23 protein-coding genes are annotated in these 23,725 nt (G+C 68.1%); 15 read left to right on the top strand and 8 right to left on the bottom strand.

The window, feature by feature from the left end; genetic code table 11:
- Nucleotide 1 precedes the first annotated feature (1 nt).
- Together QRN63_RS14655 and QRN63_RS14660 are read right to left on the bottom strand one after the other, a co-directional pair.
- Entirely contained in the window at nt 2–754 is a 753-nt protein-coding gene (locus tag QRN63_RS14655) for an IclR family transcriptional regulator (RefSeq protein WP_285031463.1), read from the bottom strand.
- On the bottom strand, nt 751–2,208 hold the full coding sequence (locus QRN63_RS14660; RefSeq protein WP_285031464.1) for an APC family permease: 1,458 nt from the start codon (nt 2,206–2,208) through the stop codon (nt 751–753). Before QRN63_RS14660 ends, QRN63_RS14655 begins: the two co-directional genes overlap by 4 nt.
- Nucleotides 2,209–2,462: 254 nt before the next feature.
- Between QRN63_RS14660 and QRN63_RS14665 the strand changes: the two genes are divergently transcribed.
- From QRN63_RS14665 to QRN63_RS14675, 3 genes are all read left to right on the top strand, one after another.
- Nucleotides 2,463–3,962, top strand: coding sequence for an aldehyde dehydrogenase family protein (locus tag QRN63_RS14665; protein WP_502888136.1), 1,500 nt, complete (start codon nt 2,463–2,465; stop codon nt 3,960–3,962).
- A 108-nt stretch (nt 3,963–4,070) separates the two neighbouring features.
- A complete protein-coding gene (locus tag QRN63_RS14670; RefSeq protein ID WP_285031466.1) occupies nt 4,071–5,537 on the top strand; it encodes an APC family permease in 1,467 nt (488 codons plus the stop codon).
- On the top strand, nt 5,534–7,459 hold the full coding sequence (locus QRN63_RS14675) for a primary-amine oxidase (protein ID WP_285031467.1): 1,926 nt from the start codon (nt 5,534–5,536) through the stop codon (nt 7,457–7,459). Before QRN63_RS14670 ends, QRN63_RS14675 begins: the two co-directional genes overlap by 4 nt.
- A 69-nt stretch (nt 7,460–7,528) precedes the next feature.
- Here QRN63_RS14675 and QRN63_RS14680 read toward each other — a convergent pair whose 3' ends face one another.
- Complete coding sequence (locus QRN63_RS14680; protein WP_285031468.1) at nt 7,529–8,668, bottom strand: FAD-dependent monooxygenase; 1,140 nt, start codon at nt 8,666–8,668, stop codon at nt 7,529–7,531.
- A 96-nt stretch (nt 8,669–8,764) separates the two neighbouring features.
- On the opposite strand from QRN63_RS14680, the gene QRN63_RS14685 reads away from it, so the two are divergent.
- A complete protein-coding gene (locus tag QRN63_RS14685) occupies nt 8,765–9,307 on the top strand; it encodes a TetR/AcrR family transcriptional regulator (RefSeq protein WP_285031469.1) in 543 nt (180 codons plus the stop codon).
- Here QRN63_RS14685 and QRN63_RS14690 read toward each other — a convergent pair whose 3' ends face one another.
- Nucleotides 9,308–10,807 carry a carboxyl transferase domain-containing protein gene (locus QRN63_RS14690; protein WP_285031470.1) on the bottom strand — a complete coding sequence of 500 codons (1,500 nt, stop codon included), beginning with the start codon at nt 10,805–10,807 and terminating at the stop codon, nt 9,308–9,310.
- 17 nt (nt 10,808–10,824) lie between these two features.
- Nucleotides 10,825–11,631, bottom strand: coding sequence for a DUF6498-containing protein (locus QRN63_RS14695; RefSeq protein WP_285031471.1), 807 nt, complete (start codon nt 11,629–11,631; stop codon nt 10,825–10,827).
- An 82-nt stretch (nt 11,632–11,713) separates the two neighbouring features.
- Between QRN63_RS14695 and QRN63_RS14700 the strand changes: the two genes are divergently transcribed.
- The 7 genes from QRN63_RS14700 to QRN63_RS14730 all read left to right on the top strand — a co-directional run bounded on the left by QRN63_RS14700 (nt 11,714) and on the right by QRN63_RS14730 (nt 17,998).
- Nucleotides 11,714–12,448 (top strand): enoyl-CoA hydratase, encoded by a 735-nt coding sequence (locus tag QRN63_RS14700; protein WP_020098935.1) that lies wholly within the window; start codon nt 11,714–11,716, stop codon nt 12,446–12,448.
- On the top strand, nt 12,448–13,563 hold the full coding sequence (locus QRN63_RS14705) for an MBL fold metallo-hydrolase (RefSeq protein WP_267315736.1): 1,116 nt from the start codon (nt 12,448–12,450) through the stop codon (nt 13,561–13,563). Before QRN63_RS14700 ends, QRN63_RS14705 begins: the two co-directional genes overlap by 1 nt.
- Nucleotides 13,564–13,636: 73 nt before the next feature.
- Nucleotides 13,637–16,039 carry an HAD-IC family P-type ATPase gene (locus QRN63_RS14710; RefSeq protein ID WP_285031472.1) on the top strand — a complete coding sequence of 801 codons (2,403 nt, stop codon included), beginning with the start codon at nt 13,637–13,639 and terminating at the stop codon, nt 16,037–16,039.
- 49 nt (nt 16,040–16,088) lie between these two features.
- Nucleotides 16,089–16,298 carry an antitoxin gene (locus QRN63_RS14715; RefSeq protein ID WP_267315734.1) on the top strand — a complete coding sequence of 70 codons (210 nt, stop codon included), beginning with the start codon at nt 16,089–16,091 and terminating at the stop codon, nt 16,296–16,298.
- 2 nt (nt 16,299–16,300) lie between these two features.
- Nucleotides 16,301–16,738: a type II toxin-antitoxin system Rv0910 family toxin gene (locus tag QRN63_RS14720; protein WP_267315733.1), complete on the top strand. Its 438-nt coding sequence runs from the start codon at nt 16,301–16,303 to the stop codon at nt 16,736–16,738.
- 133 nt (nt 16,739–16,871) lie between these two features.
- Nucleotides 16,872–17,642 (top strand): VOC family protein, encoded by a 771-nt coding sequence (locus QRN63_RS14725; protein WP_267315732.1) that lies wholly within the window; start codon nt 16,872–16,874, stop codon nt 17,640–17,642.
- A 107-nt stretch (nt 17,643–17,749) separates the two neighbouring features.
- On the top strand, nt 17,750–17,998 hold the full coding sequence (locus QRN63_RS14730; protein ID WP_285031473.1) for an Rv2628 protein family: 249 nt from the start codon (nt 17,750–17,752) through the stop codon (nt 17,996–17,998).
- An 8-nt stretch (nt 17,999–18,006) separates the two neighbouring features.
- Here QRN63_RS14730 and QRN63_RS14735 read toward each other — a convergent pair whose 3' ends face one another.
- The gene (locus tag QRN63_RS14735; RefSeq protein WP_285031474.1) at nt 18,007–19,686 is read right to left on the bottom strand and encodes an NAD-binding protein; all 1,680 of its coding nucleotides are present in this window, start codon (nt 19,684–19,686) and stop codon (nt 18,007–18,009) included.
- 5 nt (nt 19,687–19,691) lie between these two features.
- Nucleotides 19,692–20,132: a cupin domain-containing protein gene (locus QRN63_RS14740; protein ID WP_285031475.1), complete on the bottom strand. Its 441-nt coding sequence runs from the start codon at nt 20,130–20,132 to the stop codon at nt 19,692–19,694.
- A gap of 62 nt (nt 20,133–20,194) precedes the next feature.
- On the opposite strand from QRN63_RS14740, the gene QRN63_RS14745 reads away from it, so the two are divergent.
- The 3 genes from QRN63_RS14745 to QRN63_RS14755 all read left to right on the top strand — a co-directional run bounded on the left by QRN63_RS14745 (nt 20,195) and on the right by QRN63_RS14755 (nt 21,876).
- Nucleotides 20,195–20,605, top strand: a complete 411-nt coding sequence (locus QRN63_RS14745) for a hypothetical protein (protein WP_285031476.1) — start codon at nt 20,195–20,197, stop codon at nt 20,603–20,605.
- The gene (locus QRN63_RS14750) at nt 20,602–21,192 is read left to right on the top strand and encodes a GNAT family N-acetyltransferase (protein ID WP_267315727.1); all 591 of its coding nucleotides are present in this window, start codon (nt 20,602–20,604) and stop codon (nt 21,190–21,192) included. Before QRN63_RS14745 ends, QRN63_RS14750 begins: the two co-directional genes overlap by 4 nt.
- 147 nt (nt 21,193–21,339) lie before the next feature.
- A complete protein-coding gene (locus tag QRN63_RS14755; RefSeq protein WP_285031477.1) occupies nt 21,340–21,876 on the top strand; it encodes a CHAP domain-containing protein in 537 nt (178 codons plus the stop codon).
- 6 nt (nt 21,877–21,882) lie between these two features.
- Here the strand turns inward: QRN63_RS14755 and QRN63_RS14760 are convergent, their stop codons facing one another.
- A complete protein-coding gene (locus QRN63_RS14760; RefSeq protein ID WP_285031478.1) occupies nt 21,883–22,935 on the bottom strand; it encodes a class I SAM-dependent methyltransferase in 1,053 nt (350 codons plus the stop codon).
- Between the two features lie 188 nt (nt 22,936–23,123).
- On the opposite strand from QRN63_RS14760, the gene QRN63_RS14765 reads away from it, so the two are divergent.
- Nucleotides 23,124–23,285 carry a hypothetical protein gene (locus QRN63_RS14765; RefSeq protein ID WP_267315724.1) on the top strand — a complete coding sequence of 54 codons (162 nt, stop codon included), beginning with the start codon at nt 23,124–23,126 and terminating at the stop codon, nt 23,283–23,285.
- The last annotated feature ends 440 nt before the right edge of the window (nt 23,286–23,725 follow it).

Consider the following 23,725-nt stretch of genomic DNA (forward strand, 5'->3'; position numbering starts at 1 on the left):
TTCACGCCAGCAGCGGCGCCAATTGGGTTGCGCAGTCCTGCAACACCGGAATCTGCTTCCGCAGGAGCTGCTCCTGCTCGGCCCGCCCGGACATCGCCACCGCGGCCACCAATGTCGCGGTCGCGGACCGGACAGGCACCGCGACACACGCCGAATCGGCCCGGAGCTCCCCGGCCTGGGTGGCGTAGCCGCGCTCCCGGACCTCGGTGAGCTGTTCGGCCAGAACGGGTTTCGAGGTCACGGTGCGGTCGGTGAGTGCTGCCGGCGCGAGAGCGAGCAGCGTGTCGGCATCGCGCTTCTCGGCGAGCAGCAGCTTGCCGACGGCACTGGCGTGCAGGTGCCGGTTGAGCACCGATTCGTCTGCGGGCGGCGGGTATTCGCCGTCGGCGTCGGCAAGGCGCACCGAGGTGTTCGTGAAGTAGAACAGGTGCACCCCGAAGCGCACCGACAGCCGCAGCTCGGCGAGTGTCTCGCGGGCCTTGGTACAGACAGTGGGGGAGACCGCGGCGTCGATCAGCAGGCCCATCCGCGGGCCCAGCGCGAACCCCGACAAATCCGGTAGCCGCACGATGTAGCCGTCGGCGACAAGGAGGTTCAGCAGCCGGTAGGTGGTGGCCGACGGCATGGACAGGTGCTCGGCGATGTCTTTCGCGGTGACGCCCGTGCCGGCCAGCGCCACGGCCTCGAGCACCTGAAGGGCGCTCTGTACGGCTTTGGGCTGGCGGCCGGACAGCGCGCCGTCGGTGGGGCTCACCGGCGCACCTCCCACGGGTTGTAGTCGGCGAACACGTCGCCGGCGACGGTTTCGTCGAACACCCCGACCCGCTCGGCCAGGTCGGGGATCCGGCGGCGGCGGACGAGGAATGCCGCCAAACCCAGTGCCAACAGCGCGGAGTAGACCGCGGTGGCGATCCACACCGGCGATGCCACCGTCAGCGCGGCCCAGACGATGATGGCGATCATGGTGGCGGCGGTGGCCAGTCCGACGATCAGCGGCACGGTGGTGAGTTCGCCGATCCGGCGCAGAAAGGCCGGAGTGGCCAGGCATACCAGTAGATACGCCACGATGTAGCCGTGGGCCGACACCGCGAGCAGCCCGACGAGGACGTCGCGGCTGGACTCCGCGGCGAACAGGTAGACGACCGGTACCGCGACGATCACCGGCATCGCGATGCTGAGCGCGACATGCGGTGTGCGATAGCGCGGGTGGGCGTGGCCCAGGGCATCCGGTAGCAGGCCCTCGCGTCCCATCGCGAACAGCGTCCGGGACAACGCGGTCGTGGAACCGATCACGCACGCGATCCAGGATGCGGTGATGCCGACTTCCATGGCGACGGACAGCGCGCCGGCCAAGGTGTCGGCCGAGTCGGGGAGGGACAGCACGATGGGCGTCGACCCGGTTCGGGTCTGGATCGTGCCGGTGGTCTGCAGGACGGCGGCGAAGGTGTACAGCGCACCCAGCGCCAGCGGCGTCCAGCGGATGGCCCGGCTGACGGTGACGAACGGTCGTTGCGCCTCACGGGCGACGGTACTGGCGCTCTCGAAGCCCACATAGGAGGTGATGGCGAGCAGCAGGGCGAAGCCCAGCGCGGAATGTGGCGCGTCCGCAACGGTTTTCGAAGATGCGGCGCTACCGGTGACAGCCCCGCCGAAGGCGATCATCAGCACCACACCGGCCACGACGATCGCGAACAGTTCGACGGCCAGTGAAATGCGCGCCGACAGCCTGATGCCCCGCACCATGAGGATCAGCGCGGCGCCGCCGACCAGGACGGCCAGGCCGGCGATGACGGGTTTGCCTGCCGGCACCCCGAAGCGGCCCAACAGCGTCGCGAGATAACTCGCCGCGCCGAGCGCACTCGCCATCGCGGCCGCGGCGTAGCCGATGACCAGCGACCAGCCCGCCGCGATACCGGGAACCGGGCCGAGGCCCTTGACGGTGTAGCTGTACAGCCCGCTCACCGCCACCATCCGGGTGGAGAACTGCGTGATGCAGTACCCGACCGCGGTCATCATGAGCGCGGTCAGGACGAACACCGCGATCGTGGTGTGGCCGGCCGCCGGCAGCACCAGCGCGGGCAGGGTGACCATCACCGCCGACGGCGCCACCGCCGACACCGACTGCCCGAGAACCTGGGCGAACGTCAGCTGCGCGCGCTGAAGTCCGGCGACCGGCGAGCGGCTCCGGATGGTTCGGCTGGGGCCCATTTGTCGGAAGGTAGCCGATCACCGGCAGCCCTGACAGCGTTGTCGGGTAAACATCCAAAATCTTCAAATGAGAATCCGGGCCCCTGTCCATCGGGTAAACCCCTGCGCCGGCGTGTCGGATCAACTCGAACTGCGATTATCGGGCCGCCCGAATGAGAATGCCGAAGCCATTTCAAATGAGAATCGGAATTGGCGAAATACCCATTCCGAATTAGTGGTGACGCGCACCACATCAAGGCGTAGACATGATTTCCATGACAGTCACGCTCACCACCGATCTGGACCCGCGGACCGCCGACTTCATCTCCCGTCCGCAGCAGATGTACATCGACGGCCAGTGGGTCGAATCGGCGTCCGGCCGGCGGTTCGACACCGTCGACCCCGCCACCGAGCAGGTCATCACGACGGTTCCGCACAGCGACGCCGAAGACGTCGAGCGGTCGGTACGGGCGGCCCGCCGCGCGTTCGAGGACGGCCCGTGGCCGGCCATGACACCGGCCGAGCGGCAGCGGATGATCTGGCGCATCGCCGAGGGCATCACGGCCCGCGCCGACCAGTTCGCCGAGCTCGAGAGCATCGACAACGGCAAGTCCGTCGCCGTCGCCAGGGCCGTCGACGTCACCTGGGCCGCGGAGATCTTCTACTACTACGCGGGCTGGGCCACCAAGATCGAGGGCCGCACCGTCCCGGTGTCGGTGCCGTGGGCGCCGGGCGGCAAGTTCCACGCCTTCACGCTGCGCGAACCCGTCGGCGTCTGTGCCCAGATCACCCCCTGGAACTTCCCGCTGGTCATGGCCGCGTTCAAAGTCGCACCGGCCCTGGCCTGCGGGAACACCGTCATCCTCAAGCCCGCCGAGCAGACCCCACTCACCGCGGTGCTGCTCGCCGAGGTGATCGCCGAGGCCGGCGTCCCGGCAGGCGTGTTCAACCTGCTGACCGGCTTCGGTGACGTGGGGGCCGCCCTCTCGGCTCATCAGGGCGTCGACAAGGTCGCCTTCACCGGGTCTACCGAGGTGGGCAAGAAGATCGTCAACGCCGCGTCGGGCAACCTCAAGAAGGTCTCGCTGGAACTGGGCGGCAAGAGCCCTCAGGTGGTGTTCGCCGACGCCGACCTCGAGGCCGCGATTCCGGGTGTGGCCAGCGGATTCCTGTTCAACCACGGCCAGACCTGCACCGCGGGCACCCGCCTGCTGGTCGAGGACGCCATCTTCGACGAGTTCACGCAGGGCGTCGCCGAGCATGCCGCCGGTCTGCGGATCGGCCCCGGCCTGGACCCCGCCAACGACATCGGCCCGCTCGTCTCGCGTGAGCAGCTCACCAAGGTCACCGGCTACCTCGACGACGGCATCGCGCAGGGCGCGCGGGCGCTGGTCGGCGGTGGCCGGCACGGCGACAGGGGCTTCTACGTCCAGCCCACGCTGCTGGTCGATGTCAACCGCGACTTCACCGTGTACCAGGAGGAGATCTTCGGGCCGGTCGCCGTGGCGGTGCCGTTCAACCGCGACCGCGGCGTGCACGAAGCCGCCAACGACACCCCGTACGGGCTGGCCGCCAGCGTGTGGACGCGCGACGTCTCGACCGCACACCGGGTGGCTCAGCAGATCAAGGCCGGCACGGTGTGGGTCAACTGCCACAACGCGTTCGATACCGCACTGCCGTTCGGCGGATACAAGCAATCGGGCTGGGGCCGCGAACTCGGCGAGGGCGCCATTGCCGAATACACCCAGACGAAAGCCATCAACATCGCGCTGTGATTTTCACTGTCAAATGAGAATTCGCCGAATCGCCAATTCTCATTTGAAATCACCGAAGCCTTACCCCAGGGCAACCAATTCACATTCAATTCCACCGAGGGTAGACCCATGACAACTGACGCAGTTCTCGATGCCGGTCGAAGCACCGGCGCTCCGCCCAACCGGTTGACGGGGCGGCTCGGCCCGGTGGCGATCGTGTTCATGGTCGTCGCCGCGGCCGCCCCGCTGACCGTCGTCGCCGGCACCTTCCCGATCGGCATCGCCGCCGGCAACGGGGCGGCCTACCCAGGGTCGTACGTGGTCTGTACCGCGGTGCTACTGCTGTTCGCGGTCGGCTTCACCGCCATGGCCCGGCACATCACAGGTGCCGGCGCGTTCTACACCTACATCGCGCACGGCTTCGGCCGGCATGCCGGGCTCGGCGCCGCGTTCCTGGCGCTGCTGTCCTACACCGCCGTCCAGGTCGGCGTGTACGGCTACATCGGTGCGTCCATCAATGAGCTCGTCACCGCCCACGGCGGACCCGCTGTGCCGTGGTACCTGTACGCGCTGCTGATGATGGCGGTCACCGGCTTCCTCGGTTACCGGCACATCGAACTGTCGGGCAAGGTGCTCGGTGTCCTGCTGGTGTGCGAGGTCGGCATCGTGCTGGTGATCAATGCCGCCGTCATCGGACATGGCGGCGCACAAGGGCTTTCGACGGCGGTGCTGCGCTCGGGCAACTTCTTCTCCGGGGCGCCGGGCATCGCCCTGATCTTCGCGCTGGCCGGTTACATCGGGTTCGAGGCGACGGCGGTGTTCCGCGACGAGGCTCGCGACCCGGTACGGACCATCCCGCGGGCGACGTACGCCGCGCTGCTGCTGATCGGTGGCTTCTACGCGCTCAGCAGCTGGGCGCTGGTCAGTGCGTGGGGTGACGCCGGAGCGGTGGACGAGGCGACGAAGAACCCCGCGACCATGCTCACCGAGACCGCGACCCGTTACGTCGGTGCGGTGGCCGGCGACCTGGTCCAGATCTTCTTGATCACAAGCCTTTTCGCGGCGCTGCTGTCCTTCCACAACGTGCTGGCCCGCTACATCTTCTCGCTCGGCAACAGCCGGGCGCTGCCCGAGCGCTGCGGACGCTCGCACCCGCGGCACGACTCTCCGCACATCGCCTCGTTCGCCCAGACCCTCTCGGCGCTGGTGCTCGTCGCGGCGGCGGTCCTGGCCGGCCTGGACCCGGTGACCCAGGTGTTCACCTGGTTCGTCGGCGCCGCGTCGGTGGGGATCGTGGTGCTGATGACGCTGACGTCCGCGGCCGTCGTCGTCTTCTTCCGGCGCACCCGCCTCGACACCCGGCGGTGGCACACCGTCATCGCGCCGAGCCTCGGCTTCGCCGGTCTGGCAGTCCTGTCGGTGATGACCGCGGTCAACCTGCCGCTGCTGGTCGGCGGCTCCGGAACCCTGGCCGCGATCATCGGCGTGCTGCTGGTCGGAGCCTTCGCCGGCGGCATCGCGGTCGCGGTCATGCGGCCGCACGCCGGAGCTCAACAGAACGAAAACCCTGATATCGCAAAGGAGATCGCACGATGACCGCCACTATTGAGCCCCAGGTGACGACAGTCCCCGACCACCCGCTCACTCCACTGAGCGCCGATGAGATCCGCGCGGCACGCCGCATCGTCGACGCCCACGGCCTGCTCGGCGACAGCGTCCGCTTCGTGTTCGTCGCGCTGGAGGAGCCGCACAAGAGTGACGTGCTGGCCTTCCGCCCTGGCGACGCCATGGACCGCCGTGCCCGGGTGCTGCTGCTGGACCGGGCCACCGGCCAGGGTTTCGATCTGGTGGTGTCGGTGACCGAGGGCCGCGTGGTCAGCGAGGTGACGATCGACAGCACCTGCGACGGCCACGTGCCGATCCTGGACCAGGAGTTCGAGGACATCGAGGCGTTCCTGCTCGACTGCCCCGAATGGATCGACGCCATGACCAAGCGCAAGCTGAATCCGACTGACGTGCGGGCGGTTCCGCTGTCGGCCGGCGTGTTCGGCCACGAGGACGAGGTGGGCCGCCGCATCGTCCGGGTCCTGGCGTTCTACCAGTACGACGCCGCGGACCTGCCGTGGGCGCACCCGATCGACGGTGTCGTCGCCTACGTCGACCTCACGGGCCGCAAGGTCGTCAAGGTGATCGATGAGATCGAGCTGCCGCTGCCCACCGAACGCGGCGAGTGGGATGCCGCGCCGCACGCCGCGCCGGCCCGCACCGACCTCAAGCCCATCGAGATCACGCAGCCCGAGGGCGCGAGCTTCACCGTCGACGGCAACCAGATCACCTGGGCCGACTGGTCTTTCCGCTTCGGCTTCGACGTCCGTGAGGGTCTGACCCTGCACCAGCTGTCGATCGACGGGCGGCCGGTGGTGTACCGCGCGTCCATCGCCGAGATGGTGGTGCCCTACGCCGATCCGTCGCCGGTTCGCTACTGGCAGAACTACTTCGACCAGGGCGAGTACCTGTTCGGCCGGTACACCAATGCCCTCGAACTGGGCTGTGACTGCCTCGGTGAGATCAAGTACTTCGACGTCACCATCGCCGACGAGAACGGCGAGCCCAAACTCATGAAGAACGCGATCTGCCTGCACGAGGAGGACTACGGCGTGCTGTGGAAGCACACCGACATGTTCAACGGGATGGCCGAGGTCCGCCGGTCGCGCCGCCTGGTGATCTCCTTCTTCCTCACCATCGGCAACTACGACTACGGCTTCTACTGGTACCTCTACCTCGACGGCACCATCGAGCTGGAGGCCAAGGCCACCGGCATCGTGTTCGCGTCGGCTTACCGCGGGCCGGAAGGCTTCTCCACCGAGATGGCACCGGGATTGGGCGCACCGTTCCACCAGCACATGTTCTCCGCGCGGTTGGACATGGCGGTCGACGGCCTCACCAACACCGTCGAAGAAGTGGACGCCGTCGGTGTCCCGATGGGCCCGGAGAACCCGTGGGGCAACGCATTCCGCCCACAGAAGACCAAGCTCACCCACGAGCTCGAAGCCATGCGCACTGCCGACAACCTCAAAGCCCGGGTGTGGCACATCACCAACCCCACCAAGCAGAACCGGCTGGGCCAGAACGTCGGCTACGCGTTGCATCCCGAGGGGCAACCCACGCTGCTGGCCGACCCGTCGAGCTCCATCGCCAAGCGCGCCGCCTTCGCGACCAAGCACCTGTGGGTGACGAAATACGATCCGGCAGAACGGTATCCGGCCGGCCAGTTCGTCAACCAGCACCCCGGTGATGCCGGCCTCCCGTCGTACGTCGCGCAGGATCGGAACATCGAGGGCGAGGACATCGTGGTATGGCACACCTTCGGGCTGACGCACTTCCCGCGGCCCGAGGACTGGCCCGTGATGCCGGTGGACTACGCCGGATTCAAGCTCAAGCCGGTCAGCTTCTTCGATCGCAACCCGGCGTTGAATGTGCCGCCGTCGCCGAAGAAGTCGCACTGCTGCAACGGCTGAGCGGGAAATGAGCTGCCGGGCCTGGTCACCCCCGAAGACCGGGCCCGGCTTTCCGCTGTCGGGGGCGGCTCAGCGGTTGGACAGCCCGGACAACCGCCACGCCAGCTGGTGCTGCACGGTAGGGATTCGGCCGACCAGGCCGATCGCCAGGTTCCGGAGAGGACGGACCGGCGCGGGCAACGTGGCCAGCCGGGTCAGTCGGTCGGTGAGAGTCACGACCTGCTGTGCCAGCGGACGCCGGGTCGCGCTGTATTCGTCGAGCACCGCGTCGCCCCCGGTCGTCAAAGTGGTTGCCAGCGCGGCACTCAACGCGAGGGCATCCTGGATACCCAGATTCATGCCCTGGCCACCGGCCGGGCTGTGAACGTGGGCGGCGTCGCCGGCGAGCAGTAGCCGCCCGGCGCGGTAGCTGTCGGCGACCCGGTGGTGCACCCGGAACCGCGATCCCCATTCGACGCCGGTCACCGTCACCCGTCCCGGCCCGAAGGCGCGGGTGTCGAGCAGGTTCTGGACGAACGCGGCGGACGGCTCCTCGGGTGCCGCGTCGACGGGCGCCACGATCCGGTAGGTGCCGCCGGGCAGGGGAGCGACGACGGTCAGCCCGGTGGCCGCCCAGAACAGGATCACCTCGTCGTCGGTGACGTCGCCGGTGAGACGGACATCGGCCAGGGCGAACGACTGCCCGTACTGGCCGCCGCTGAACCCGATTCCCGCCTGCTCCCGCACGACGCTGTGCATGCCGTCGGCGCCGACGACGTAGCGCGCCCGGATGACCTCGCCGTCATCGAACCGGGCTGTGGCACCGTGGGCGTCGTGCGTGACGCCGGTCAGGGTCTTCGGCCGGATCACCTTGCCGCCGAGCTCGCCCAGGCGGTCCAGCAGCACCTGCTCGGTGATGCACTGCGGCACCATCAGGCTGTATGGATAGCGGGTCGGCAGCGTGCTGAAGTCGACCGGGATCAGGGTCTTGTGGCCATCGCGGATGGTGAACCGCGGCGCCGGAATGCCCCGCTCAACCAGGCGTTCTGAGACGCCCAGCGCTTCGAGCACCTCCAGCGTGCGGGCATTCACCACCGCGGCGCGTGAGGTGTTGGCGCCCGCGGCGAGCCGGTCGACCACCAGGGCGTCGATACCCCGGGCCTGGAGCGCGACGGCGAGGGCAAGTCCGGTGGGGCCTGCTCCGACGATCAGCACATCGGTGTCAGTCATCTGCGTCTCCTTCGACGTATGCCAACAGTTGTTGGCATCACCATGGTTGCGCGTTTCGCCGCCGAAGTCAACATGTGTTGGCATACAGTTGTTGGCATGCGTAGATCGTCAGAACAGACCAAGGCGGTGATCCTCGCCGCCGCCCGGGAGCGGTTCGCGACGACCGGTTACCAAGCGGCGACCATCCGGGCCATCGCCGCGGACGCGCACATCGACCCGTCGATGGTGATGCGCTATTTCGGAAACAAAGACCAATTGTTTGCTGCCGCAGCCGAATTCGATCTGCGCTTCCCCGACCTGTCAGATGTCCCGAAAGCGGAGGTCGGTGCCGCGCTGGTCGCGCACTTCCTCGACCGCTGGACCCAGGACGACGGGCTCATCGTGCTGCTGCGTTCGTCGACCACCAATGCCGATGCCGCGGCGCGCATGCAGCGCATCTTCGCCGACCAGCTGCGGCCCGCCATCGCGCGGCTCGAGCCCGCCGATCCCGCGCGCTGCGCCGGCCTGATCGCCACCCAGGTGCTCGGCATGGCGATGTGCCGGTTCGTCCTCAAGCTGCCGCCCATCGTCGCGATGAGCGACGACGACCTCGTCCACTGGCTCGCACCGACGCTGCAGCGCTATCTCGACGAAGCCTGATCAGCTGTCAGGGACGCCGATCCGCCGGTACCGCTGCAGCCGGACCCCGAGCCGCTGGGCGGCGGGCACGGTGTGCAGTGTGCGCAGCTCGGCGGCGATGGCGGCCGACATCCGCGCGGTGAACCCGGTCGGGTCGTCGGCGGCATCCGGATCCTCGGGCACGATCACGTCGACGATGCCGGCCTTCAACAGGTCCGCCGACCGAACACCTTGGGCGGCAGCGAGTTCCGGCGCGTGGTCGACGTCGCGGTAGACGATGGCGCTGGCACCTTCCGGCGGCAGCGGAGCCAGCCAGCCATGCTGCGCAGCGAGCACCCGGTCGGCCGGGACCATCGCCAGCGCCGGGCCGCCGCTGCCCTGACCCAGCAGCACCGACACCGTCGGGGTATCGAGCGTGACGAGTTCGGCGAGACACAGCGCGATCTCCCCGGCGAGCCCGTCCTCCTCGGCCTGCCGCGACAGCGCGGGGCCGGCGGTGTCGATTACCAGCACCAGCGGCAGTCGCAAACCGGCTGCCAGCGCCATGCCGCGGCGGGCCTCCCGCAGCGCGCGGGGCCCGACGAGGCCGCCGATCACCCGGCGCTGACCCACCACGACCGCGGACTGCCCGCCGAACCGGGCCAGCGCCAGCAGCGTCGTTCCCGATTCGCCGCGCCCCGTCCCGGACAGCAGCACCCGGTCGGTCGCCCCGTGCGCCAGCAGGTAATCCACGCCCGGCCGGTCCGCCCGCCGTGACGCCTCCACCGACTCCCACGCCGGGACCTCTGCGATTTGTGCACGATTTTCCGCGCTCCCCGCGGATTTTCGTGCACAAATCGCCGGTTCGGGCGGGTCCGAGACCACCGTCAACACCCGATCCACCAGGCCGCGCAGCTTGTCCAGCGGCACCACGCTGTCGATGACGCCGTGGGCGAACAGGTGCTCGGCGGTCTGCACGCCGTCCGGGAACGGCTCGCCGTACAGGTGCTCGTACACCCGCGGCCCGAGGAACCCGATCAGCGCGCCCGGCTCGGCGGCGGTGAGATGGCCGAGGGAGCCCCACGACGCGAACACGCCGCCGGTCGTCGGGTGCCGCAGGTACACCAGGTACGGCAGGTGCGCTTTCTTGTGCAGCTCGACGGCCGCGGCGATCTTCACCATCTGCAGGAACGCCACCGTGCCCTCCTGCATGCGCGTCCCACCGGACGACGGCGAAGCGATCAGCGGCAATCCGAGCGCGGTCGCGCGCTGCACGGAAGCGGTGATCCGCTCGGCCGCGGCCACGCCGATCGAACCGGCCAGAAAGTCGAATTCGCAGGCCACCACGGCCACGCGCCGACCGGAGACGGTGCCCTCACCGGTCAGGACGGACTCGTCCAGGCCGGTGCGCAGTGTCGCGTCGGCCAGTTCGGCGCGGTAATCGTCGGTGACGGCCACCTCCAGCGGCGGTCCGTCCCAGCTGCGGAACGATCCGTCATCGAGGATGGCGTCGAAGAACTGACGTGCTCCGGTCCGACTCACCCGGTCAGGCTAATGGGCTACCGCCCGGCCCCGGTCCACACTTCGTCGTTTCGCGTCCGGCGCCTGACCTCGGCGGCCTGATCCTTCACCCACATGTCTTCGAACCGCTGCCCCTCGGGCTCGCGGCGGAGGCGATTCATCGCCCGGCTGAGCCACTTCGGCGGGGTGGCCGGCTCATACATCGGCAGCGCGGTGCTCAGGGAGTAGAGCGTCTTCAGCACGACGAACACCCCGAACATCCGGGCGGGTGAGTCGGTCACCGCGGCGACGAACATGCCCAAGATCAGCGCCAGATGCACGACGGCCATCCGCCCGAAACTCCGGTTGGCGGTCTGCTCGAGCAGACCGAACGGCCAGCGGCGCAGGTATGGCACATCCACGAGGAAATCGACCACGACGATGACGAGCATCTGCAGGCAGCCGATGCCCGCGCTGCGCCAGTCCAGACCGACCAGTTCGGCGTTCCCGTTGTGCGTGAGGATCAGCAGGATCGCCGCGATGAAGACGCCGTGTGCCGCGCAGAACACGCCGTTGATGAACAGGAAGCCCTTGATGAAGGAACCGGGCTTGCCTTGGGGACCCTTCGACTGCGGCGCTTCGTAGCGGAAATGCCCGCGCTGCGGGTTCCACCGCTGCTGCAGGACGCCGCGGGCGTAGATGAACAGCAGTCCGGCGACAGTCTCGAACCAGTAGACGATCAACGTCGTCGCCGCGGACCAGTCCTGGGTGAACCAGCCGACCGCGGGAACCCCGTTGGCCGCGACCAGCGTCACCAGATGGGCGAACTGATTCGCCCGGGGCCGTTGGGGCGCAGTGGGCGGCACGCGCCAATCGTGACACCAAAACACCCCCGGTACTCCACAACGCGCCTCGGCGCTCCATCGGCGCACCGCTTAGGCTGGCCCAATGATCGGAGTGACGCGGGACGGCAACGTCCTGACCCTGGAAATGCAGCGCCCGGAGCGGCGCAATGCGCTGAACGCCGCGCTCGTCGACGGTGTGCGCGAAGAAATCGAGAAGGCCTCCCCGTCGGACACCCGCGCGATCGTGCTGACCGGGCAGGGCACCGTGTTCAGCGCGGGCGCCGACCTGTCCGACGCCGAAGGTGTGGCCAAGGAGCTGCCGGACAAGGCGCTGGCCCTGAACCTGGCGATCGACGCCAGCCCGATCCCGATCATCGCGGCGCTCAACGGGCCCGCGATCGGCGCCGGCGTCATCCTGGCGATGATCTGCGACCTGCGGGTCGCCGCGCCGGGCGTGTTCTTCCAGTTCCCCATCGCCAAATACGGCCTGGCGCTGGACAACTGGAGCATCCGCCGGCTGACGTCCCTGGTCGGCCACGGCCGGGCCCGCGCCATGCTGCTGGCCGCCGAGCGTCTCGAGCTGGAGACCGCGCTGCAGACCGGCATGGTCAACCGCACCGGCTCGCTGGCCGATGCCCAGGCCTGGGCCGCCGAGATCGCCGGTTACGCGCCGCTGTCGCTGGCGCACTCCAAGCGCGTGCTCAACGACGACGGTGCCTACGACACCGTCCGCGGCGAACACACCCGCATGTTCAACAAGGCCTGGGCCAGCCCCGACGTGATCGAGGCCCAGGTGGCCCGGTTCGAGAAGCGGGCGCCGAGGTTCCAGGGCGCCTGATGCTGCGACGGGCACTGCGGCTGATGTGGGGAACGGCGGCGCTGGCAGCCGGCGGCTGGGTGTTGCGGGCGCTCAATGGCGCGCCCGCCGCGCTCGGGGCCGGCCCCGCGGACATCAACGCGGTGGCGGAGGGCTCGCCCAACTTTCACGACGGCGTGTTCGTCAACCTCGAACCGCCGTCCGGCACCGAGCTGACGCGGGAACAGCAGGCCGGGCTGGTGCGCGAGCTGCTGACCAGCAGCGCCGTGCAGCGCCCGCCCATGCCCATCCCGCTCGTGGTGCCCGATCCGGGCCTCCCGGCCGGGGACCTGGCGGTCACCTGGTTCGGGCACTCCTCGGCGCTGATCGAGATCGACGGCTACCGCGTACTGGCTGATCCGGTGTGGAGCCGACGGTGCTCGCCGTCGCGGACGGTCGGGCCGCAGCGGCTCCATGAGGTCCCGGCGCCGCTGGAGGCGCTGCCGGCCGTCGACGCGGTGATCATCAGTCACGATCACTACGACCACCTCGACATCGACACCGTCACACAGCTGGCCAGCATGCAGCGGGCCAAGTTCTTCGTTCCCCTCGGTATCGGCGCACACCTGCGCTGGTGGGGCATCCCGGCCGAGCGCATCGTCGAACTCGACTGGAACCAGAGCGCCAAGCTCGGCGAGCTCACGCTCGTGTGCACGCCGGCCCGGCACTTCTCGGGGCGCTTCCTGACCCGCAACACCACCCTGTGGGCGTCGTGGGCCCTGATCGGTCCGCAGCACCGGGCGTTCTTCGGCGGCGACACCGGCTACACCAAGAGCTTCGGGGACATCGGCGCCGATTACGGGCCGTTCGACCTGACCCTCATGCCCATCGGGGCGTACCACCCGGGCTGGCCCGACATCCACATGAACCCCGAGTTCGCGGTGCGGGCGCATCGCGACGTGACCGACAGCGGCCTGCTGGTGCCGATCCACTGGGCGACGTTCCGGTTGGCGCCGCATCCGTGGTCCGAGCCGGTCGAGCGGATGATCATCGCGGCGCGCGACGAATCGGTGGACGTCGCGGTCCCCATGCCGGGCCAACGGCTGGAGCCGGCGCGGCTACCGGGGCTGGACGAGTGGTGGCGACCGTCTCAATAGCGATTTGTGCACGATTTTCCGCGCCTGCCGCGGATTTTCGTGCACAAATCCCGACTTCGTAGGGGGATGACGGGTGACTGTCGAGGATCCGGAACGCACCGCTGCGGGCCTCTCGGATGACGAAGTGGCGCACCGGGTCGCCGCCGGCCAGACCAACGACGTGCCGACGCGGGCGGCCCGCAGCGTCTCGGAGATCATCCGCGCCAATGTCTTCACGCGCATCAACGCGATCCTCGGGACGCTGTTCCTGATCGTGCTGGCGACGGGCTCGGTGATCAACGGGCTGTTCGGGCTGCTGATCGTCGCCAACAGCGCCATCGGCATCATCCAGGAGCTGCGCGCCAAGCAGACCCTCGACCGGCTGGCCATCGTCGGACAGGCAAAACCGTTGGTGCGCAGGCAGTCCGGCACGCAGGAGCGGCCCGCGGGCGAGGTGGTGCTCGACGACGTCATCGAACTCGGCCCGGGCGACCAGATCGTGGTCGACGGCATCGTGCTGGAAGCGGCCAACCTCGAGGTCGACGAGTCTCTGCTCACCGGTGAGGCCGACGCCATCGACAAGGGCGCCGGCGACACCGTCATGTCGGGCAGCTTCGTGGTCGCCGGGAGCGGCTCCTACCGCGCCACCAAAGTCGGCCGCGCGGCATACGCCGCCCAATTGGCCGCCGAGGCAAGCAAATTCACCCTGGTCAAGTCCGAGCTGCGCAGCGGTATCAACACCATTCTGCGGTTCATCACCTACCTGCTCTGGCCGGCCGGTGCGCTGATCATCTACACCCAGCTGTTCACCGTCACCGGCGTCGGCTGGAGAGAGTCGGTGCTGCGGACGGTCGGGGCCCTGGTGCCGATGGTGCCCGAAGGCCTGGTGCTGATGACGTCGCTGGCGTTCGCCGTCGGCGTGGTCCGGCTGGGCCGGCGGCAGTGTCTGGTGCAGGAGCTGCCGGCCATCGAAGGGCTGGCCCGCGTCGACGTCGTGTGCGCCGACAAGACCGGGACGCTCACCGAAAACGGCATGCGCGTCAGCGATCTCAGCACGTTCACGACGGACGACGCGGCGGCCGTGCTGGCACAGATGGCGGCCGACGACGTCCGGCCCAACGCCAGCATGGCCGCCATCGCCGAGGCGTACAAGCTGCCGCCGGGCTGGACGCAGACCGCGAACGCGCCGTTCAAATCGGCGACCAAGTGGAGCGGGGTGTCCTACGGCGAGGACGGCAACTGGGTGCTCGGTGCGCCCGACGTTCTGCTCGCCGCTGGTTCGCCCGAAGCCGAGCAGGCCGAACAGATCGGCGCCCAGGGCCTGCGGGTGCTGCTGCTCGGTTCCTCGGACCGCCCCGTCGATGCCCCCGACGCGCCCGGCGCAGTGACTCCCGTGGCGCTGGTGACCCTCGAACAGCGCGTCCGCCCCGACGCCGGCGAGACCCTGGAGTACTTTGCGCAGCAACATGTCTCGGTCAAGGTGATCTCCGGCGACAACGCGGTGTCGGTGGGCGCGGTGGCCGGGTCGCTGGGCCTGAACGGTGAGACGCTGGACGCCCGTCGGCTCCCGGACGATCCGGAGCAGCTGGCCGAAACCGTCAGCGAATACACCACTTTCGGCCGCGTCCGGCCGGACCAGAAGCGCGCCATGGTGCATGCCCTGCAGTCCCGCGGCCACACCGTCGCGATGACCGGCGACGGCGTCAACGACGTGCTGGCGCTCAAGGACGCCGACATCGGCGTCGCGATGGGATCGGGCAGCTCGGCGACGCGGGCCGTCGCGCAGATCGTCCTGCTGGACAACAAGTTCGCCACCCTGCCCTATGTGGTGGGGGAGGGCCGCCGCGTCATCGGCAACATCGAGCGGGTCTCGAACCTGTTCCTCACCAAGACGGTGTACTCGGTGCTGCTGGCCGTGCTCGTGGGCCTGGCGGGCCTGTCCGCCCGGTTCTTCGGCACCGAGCCCGTGCTGTATCCGTTCCAGCCCATCCACGTCACCATCGCGGCATGGTTCACCATCGGTATCCCGGCGTTCGTGCTGTCACTGGCGCCGAACAATGAACGGGCACACCACGGTTTCGTACGCCGGGTGATGACGGCCGCGCTGCCGTCGGGTCTGGTGGTGGGTGCCGCGACGTTCGTCTCGTACCTGCTGGCCTACCACGGGAAGTACGCCGACGAGGTCCAGCAGAACCAGGCGTCCACCGCCGCGCTGATCACGCTGCTGGTGTCGGCGGTGTGGGTGCTGGCCGTAGTGGCACGCCCGTACCAGTGGTGGCGCATCGCGCTGGTCGCCGCGTCGGCGTTGGCGTACGTGGTGATTTTTTCGATTCCCTGGGCGCAGCAACAATTCATGCTCGACCCGTCGAACCTGGCGCTGACCTCGGCGGCTGTCGGAATCGGCCTGGTGGGTGCCGGTGCGATCGAGGTGCTGTGGTGGCTGCAGGGCCGCTGGCTGGGCGAGCCGCGGCGGTTGTGGCGAACCGATGAGCAATGAAGAATGAACACGTTCACCGGACAATCCGGCAATAGATAGGGTGGGAATCATGGGATTTCTGGACAAGGTGAAAGACCTGGCGGCACAGAACGCCGACAAGGTCGAGGCCGCTATCGAGAAGGTCGGCGACATCGTCGACGAGAAGACCGAAGGCAAGTTCAAGGGCGCCGTCGACAGCGCTCAGGAAGCCGCGAAGAAGGCCGTTGCGGGCGAGCAGCCTGCCGCCGAGCCGCCTGCCGAAGGGACGCAACAGCAGTAGTCATGGCAAAGCTCGCAAGTTCAATCGAAGTACCGCTGTCGCCCGAAAAGGCCTGGGAGGCAGCGTCGGACCTCTCCCGATACGACGACTGGCTGTCGATTCACCGGATGTGGCGTAGCCAGCTGCCCGAGACCTTGGGTAAGGGCACGCAGATCTCATCAGTCGTCGAGGTCAAGGGCATGTTGAACCGGGTCGACTGGACCATCGTGCATTACAACCCGCCCGGGTCACTGACGCTCAACGGTGTCGGAAAGGGCGGGGTCCGGGTCAAGTTGATGGCCAAGATCACGCCGGCCGGTGACGGTTCGAACGTGGCGTTCGACATCCACCTGGGTGGTCCGGCCCTGTTCGGCCCCATCGGCATGGTGGTGGCGGCCGCGCTGCGGTCCGACATCCACCAGTCGCTGGAGAAGTTCAAGGCGCTGTTCGCGTCGGTGTAGACCCGTCAGACGAAGGTGGCGAGAATTTTCGAATTCTCGCCACCTTTTTCGTGTCGGCGCCGCCGCGATGAGTTTTCGGCGGGGTGGTTGTCTGTATCGGTGACCACCCCGTCACTCGTCTAGGGAGAACATCATGGCCACTCGTACTGCAACCCCGCTGGGCGCGCCCATCTGGATCGACCTCGCCACGTCGGATGTGGCCGGCGCCCAGGCGTTCTACCGCACCGTGCTGGGTTGGGACTACGAAAACCCGGGGCCCGACTACGGCGGCTACATCAATGCCCGGCGCGACGGCCGCTACGTCGGCGGCATGATGGCGAGCGACCCGGCGTGGAACGCGCCCGACGCCTGGACGGTGTACCTGCACACCGCCGACATCCAAGCCACCATCGACGCCGCGGTCGCCGCCGGCGCCACCAACTGCATCCCGGCCATGGAGGTGCCCGAGAAGGGCTGGATGGCGATGCTGACCGACCCGACGGGTGCCTTCTTCGGGCTGTGGCAGCCGACTGGGCACCAGGGCTTCGAGGTCTACGAGGAGGCCGGCGCCCCGGTGTGGTTCCAGCTGACCACGACCGACTTCGCCAAGGCCACCGAGTTCTACACGACGGTGTTCGGCTGGCAGCTGCAGGTCGAGGCCGACAGTCCCGAGTTCCGCTACAGCAACGCCATCTTCGACGGCGAGCCGCTGATCGGCGTCATGGACGGCTCGGTCATTCCCGGCCTGGACCGTTCCACGTGGAACTGCTTCCTCGGCAGCGACGATGTCGACAAGACCATCGAACTGATCACCGCGGGCGGCGGCTCCGTGGTGCGCGCCGCCGAGGACACCCCGTACGGCCGGCTGGCCGCCGTCACCGATCCGACGGGCGCCGCGTTCAACCTGTCGTCGCTGAAGGACTGACCGCCGAACCTGAGCTTGTGGTCGAAGATCCCGCGGATTTTCGGTCACAAGCTCATTTTCGGTCCCAAAAACTGTCCCGATCAGACCCGCTCGGTGCTCCTACCGATATGAACATCCATTGGCGGCACCAGCACCCCGCGGCGACGACGTACGAGATCGTCGACCAGCTCCACGATCGCCACGCCGTTGGCGTCACCGCAGACCGTGTTGCGGCGACGGTCGCGGGCTGGCTCTCGGAACTGGATGTGCAGAGCCCGTTGACCGAGGAACTGGCCCGCGCGACGCAGCGCGGCGACTGGCCCACCACTCACACCATCTGTGACCAGCTGTCCATCGACCTCATGATCGCGGCCTGACGATGTCGCTACGCCGTCCGCTGGCCGGTCAGCAGCGTGTCGATCAGTTCGCGGTACGGGCCGACGAGATACGCGGTGTCGCCGGCGCAGAGTCGGCTGTCACGCCGCGGCCTCCGATGCGTGGTGCCGGCCCGGGTGATCGCGATGACGCGGATCTGCGTCCGCACCTCAGCCATCCGCATGCCGTCGAGCGCGCTGCCGGCGTCGACGTGGACGGCGCCCACCGTGAACGACTGCTGCCCCACCGAGAAGGTGCCCAGCACCTGTAATCCCATCGCCGCACCGACGAACCACGGGGCCGCGAGTTCGACCGTCGACCGGACGTGCGCGAAGCCGAAGCGCCCCGCCACCGCGGCCCCGAGGGTGCGGTCGTAGATGCGCAACACCAGGGGGACGTCGGGCCGGTCGATCTCCGGCAGCACCCGGGGACTGAGCATTTCGCGCAGCACGATGCCGGTCTCGATGTTGACCATGTCGTCTTGCGTCAGCACCGCGACGGCGCGCGCCCGGTCCAGCCGGGCCAGCTCCAGCGTCTGTCGCAGCGTCGCGTCGCCGAAGATCACCGGGACGTCCAACTGGGCGGCCTGCGCCAGGAACCGGTTGGACTCGTCACGCTCGATGACGGCGACGTCGTACCCGGCCGCGGCCAGGTCACTGACGACCCGGATGCCGAACGAGCCGAGGCCCACCACGACGATGTGGTTGCGCAGATGCTGCACCCGCCGGCGGCCCGACGAATTACCGAGACGGCGCGACAGCAGCGCGTCGGCGACGAACGCCACCAGGATCGCGGTGGTGGTGACGCCGGCGAACATGAGACCAATGCCCCACAGCCGCAACCAGGTTGGCTGATGCATGAAGCTGAAGTCGCCGTAGCCGACCGTCGCGATGGTCTCGGTGGAGAAGTACAGCGCATCGATCCAGCTCATGCCGGCCGGGTTGTGATAGGCGAAGCGCAGCAGCACCGTCGACCCGAGCAGCAGGGACATCGACGTGCCCAGGGCCCACCAGAAAATGGGGTTGATGTCGTCACGCGTGACGCGCAGCGCGTCGATCACGCGCCGCGGCCACGGCCGGTGGGTTCGGCTGGTCAACGGAAGTGGCACCGTGATGCCGGCCTCGGCCAATTCGTCGGCGGTGCCGATCATCGCGGTCCAGTCGCCGGCGCGGACCTCGAAATCCCTGCCGGGACAGGGCGTCACCTCGCCGGGTGTCTCCGAGTTCTCGCCGCGGACGACGGCGACGGGCGCCAGGTCGCCGAACATCTCCCGCAACGTGGCGTCGCGCGGGGCGTCGGTGCCGGAGATGACGTAGTCCACGCCGGCCACCGAGATGGTGTGGGTGGTGCGGGCCAGGCAGGCCTCGACGACCGATGGCGCCGCCAGGTCGGCGACGTCGAGCACTGCGCCCGGTCCGTTGTCCTGTGCCACCGCGGCGCGCAGCACGCTGTTGGCCAGCCGCGTCACCACCCGGACATTCGGGTTGAGTTCCCGTGCCAGCAGGGCGATTTCGAGATTGACGGCGTCGTCGTCACCTGCGCACACGATGGCGGCGGCGCTGGTGACGATGGCCGCCTTGAGGCCGGCGGGCTCGTGGATCGTCACGACGGTGGCGCCCGCCGCCTGCAACCCCTCGGTGATCCGGTTGGCCAGCGCGTCGGTGCCGCAGACGATGACATGCCCCTGCATGTGCCCTACTGACCAGACAGCGCGAAGTCGGCGAAGTCGAAGCCGGGCACCACGACACAGCTCACCAGGGTCGGTTCGTCGTCACGCGGCCGCGCGCGCTGCCAGTGCCCCGGCGGGACCAGCGCCTGCGGCTGTTGGCCCGCCGCGACGTCTGCCCCGAGCAGTACGGTGCCGGCGGTGTCGGGGTCGGCCCCGATCTCCAGCAGCAGCGGACTGCCGCGGTGGAACAGCCACAGTTCGGCGCTGTGCACGGTGTGCCAGGCGGACTGCTGCCCGGGCATCAGCAGGAACAGGATCGCGGTCCCGGCGCTGCGCGGGCCGGAATACTGCGCGGGCAATGCGGATTGGGGGACGGTCAGGTCGCTGCGCCAGGTCTCGCGGTACCAGCCACCTTCCGGATGCGGCGAGAGGTCGAGCTGCCGCGCCCAATCGGGGAGATCGGTCATGGCACTTGAGGCTACGGCTGATCAGCTGTGTCGGCCTGCCGGATGGTCTATACGCTCGTGGCATGGATCGGTTGCGGCCCGCCTGGATCGTCGCGTTGTGCGCGTTGGTGCTGTTGGTCAGTGCCTGGTTGCCGTGGCTGTCGAGCCCGGCCGGGCATGCCAACGCCATCGGCGGCAAGGTCGGGCACATCAGTGTTCCGCCACCGGGTTTCGGTGTGGGGCAGCTCATGGTGCTCTTGTCGTCCTGCCTGCTCGTGGCGGCCACGATGGCCGCCCGCCGGCTGTCGTCGCGTATCGCTTCCGTTGTGGCCCTGGTGCTTTCGGCCGGGCTGACGGCGCTCGGGCTGTGGTATCACGTGCTGTACGTGCACAGCCCGGTGGTCGCGTCGTACGGGCTGTATGTCGGTTTGGTGGCGGCCGCGCTGGCGATCGTGTTGTCGGTGCTGGCCTCCGTCGTCGCCTGGCGGTCGTGATGGGATTCGTCGAACCCGTCGTGCTGACGGGGCAGCGGTGGGTGACGCTGGAACCGCTGACGACCGATCACATCCCGGAGATCGCCGCGGCGGCCGCCGATGGGGACCCGGGCAGGTTGTGGTTCACCTCCGCACCGTCGCCGGCGACGGCGGGGGAGTGGGTGCGGGCCCGGTTGGCGGTGCAGGGCCCGGATACCGGGCTGACGTTCGTCGTGCGGGCGCTCGACGGCCGGGTCATCGGCTCGTCCAGCTACCTCAATGTGGACGGTCCCAACCGGCGCCTGGAGATCGGTGCCACCTGGTACGTGGAGTCGGTTCGGCGCACCGGGGTGAACACCGAAACCAAGCTGCTGCTGCTCTGGCACGCTTTTGAAGCGCTCGACTGTATAGCAGTGGAGCTGCGAACCCACTTCTTCAACTCGGCGAGTCGCGCGGCAATTGAGCGGCTCGGAGCCAAGCTCGACGGGGTGCTGCGCTCGCATCAGTTGCTCAGTGACGGCTCTCGCCGCGACACCGCGGTGTATTCGATACTCGACATCGAATGGCCCGCCGTGCGCAACAACCTGCAATTCCGCCTGGACCGGTAACTTTCCCCACCCCGGTGATCAGCATCTCTTGAGCAAAACTTGACAGTTTGCCAAGCTATGTTTTTGAATTCGTGTCTAATCGTGACCGAATTGTGATTTGATCCAAGCATCGGTTCGTTCGCTTGATCGGGGGGACGGATGTACGCAATGAGCTCCAAGTCGTATGCGGGTGTCATGCTCGCGGCCGCGTTGATCGCCGCCGGCGGGATCATGACGGTGCCCGCGAGCAACGCCGATTCGGCGTCGTACGTCGACCCGATGTCCTACGGTCAGCAGACCGGTCAGCCTGTCGGCCAGCAGTACGCCGGCCCCGCCCGGACCATGGGTGCGGTCCAGGCCTCCAACTCCGGCTGGCCCGGTCAGTGCACCTGGGGTGCCCTGCAGAAGGCCTTTGAGAACGCGGGCTACTACCCGGACATCCACGGCAATGCCAAGCTCTGGGCTGACTCTGCGCGCTCCCGTGGCTGGACGGTGGTGGACGAACCGCAGGCCCGGTCCATCGCGGTATACCCGGCCGAACTGCCCGGAGTGAGCCAGTACGGCCATGTGGCTTGGGTGAATTCGGTGTCCGGCCGCTGGATCAACATCACCGAGATGAACAACGAGTCCCACGGCGGGCCGTTCGCCTGGTGGACTCGCGACACCCAGCACATCCCGGGGATGAGCTACATCCTGATTCCCTGAGCGCCGCTACGGCCGCGCTTCGAAGACGAGGTTGAACGGCGTCTCGGTGGCGCGCTGGAACCGCGTGAAACCGCTCTTGTCGACGACGACGTCGCGCAGCCTGGCCTCGCCGGCCTGCGCGCCCAGCGCCGGACCGTTGCGGGCAAGTGACACCGGCACGCAGATCTGCGACGAGGCGCCGTACATCATGCGGCCGATCGGATTCAGGTTGTCCTGGACCCGATCGCCGGCGAAGGGCTCGACGATCATCGCGATGCCGTCGTCCTTGAGCGCTGCTCGGGTGTGCCGCATGGCGCCGACCGGATCGCCCATGTCGTGCAGGCAGTCGAAGAACGCGATCAGGTCGAAGCCGTTGTCCGCGTAGCTGGTCGCGTCGGCGACCTCGAACAGGGCGTTGGACGTGCCGGAGGCCTCTGCGTGTTCGGCGGCGACGCGTATCGATTCGGGGTGGTAGTCGTAACCGATGAATGTCGAATTCGGATAGGTCTTCGCCATCAGGATGGTGCTGACGCCGTGCCCGCAGCCGACGTCGGCGACCTTGGCTCCGGTCTCCAGGCGCTCGACCGCCCCGTCGAGGGCAGGCAGCCAGGAGCTGATCAGGTTCTGGTTGTAGCCCGCACGGAAGAACCGCTCGGTACCGGCGAACAGGCACGGGTGGTGCTCGCCCCATTCCAGGCCGCCGCCGGTTCTGAAGTTCTCGGTGGTGCGGTCGAGGACGTGGAACACCGCCTCGATGATGTTGTAGGCGCCGGGGATGTCGACGGGCCCGTTCGGATCCGCGAGACATGCGGCCTGCTCCGGGCTCAACGACCAGGTATCGCTGTCGGGGTCGAACTGGACGTAGCCGCCGGCGGCCTGGTTGGCCAGCCACTCGCGGACGTAGCGCTCCACCGTGCCGGTCTTCTCCGCCAGCTGGGTGGACGTGAGCGGTTTGACGGCCAGCGCTTTGTAGAGGCCGAGTCGGTCGCCCAGCAGGATCAGGCTGGCGCTCATCGCGGCGCCCATGTCCCCGATCGCCATGCCGAGAAATTCGTTGAGTTTGTCTTCGTCCACAGGCATGTCTGGACCTCCAGAAACGTGGTTGCCAGATTGACTGTACGGCTGCGGAAATTACTGAACAATGCGTAGTTTTTCGACGGTTGAACCGATGCTGTAGACCGCCCGGCAGGGGTTGGCCCGTATCGCCGCAGACGCGACGGCGCCGTGTTCCGCCCGCCGAATCCGACGGTTCAGCGTACAAACAAGTCATGGGCAAACAGCTGTTGCTCGCGGCCTACGTGGTGGCGATGATCGCCGTCATTGTGGGCGTCGATGTTCTGCTGTTCCGTCACCTTTTCTGGCCCCGCCTGATGGCCAACGTCGGAATCGTGTTGATATTCGGGGCGTGCTATCTGCGATTCCTGGCGTGAGCCGACTGACGGTCCGGTCGCCGAAGAGCTCGGTCAATCGCTCCGTGACGAATCTCCGTGCGTCAGCGGCGAGGTCCTCTGAGCCTCAACCCGGACCGTCGTTTTTCCACGACTCGGACAACGACCGCGTGGCGTGACCGTTCCCGGTAAACGTCAAAACTGCGGTGTCAGCGCCACTACCGGAAGGCGCGCACGAAGAGAACGTCCACCCGGCCATACCCTGGGCGATGACCTCCGGGCGATCCACGACGTCCCACCAGGTGTCGGCGGGGACTTCCAGTACGAGCCACTCGCATCGATCCGTGAGCGCGCAGGTATCCAGCCCGCGAGCACGGCCCGCCGTCGGCTCGTACTCGTCAGCCTGCACGGATCATCCTCTCATTGGCCGCGTTTCACGCGTACCGCACGAAAGATGGCAAAATCAGCGGACGTTAGGCGAG

It is taken from the genome of Mycolicibacterium sp. lyk4-40-TYG-92 (genome assembly GCF_030209435.1).
Classification (GTDB): Bacteria; Actinomycetota; Actinomycetes; order Mycobacteriales; family Mycobacteriaceae; genus Mycobacterium.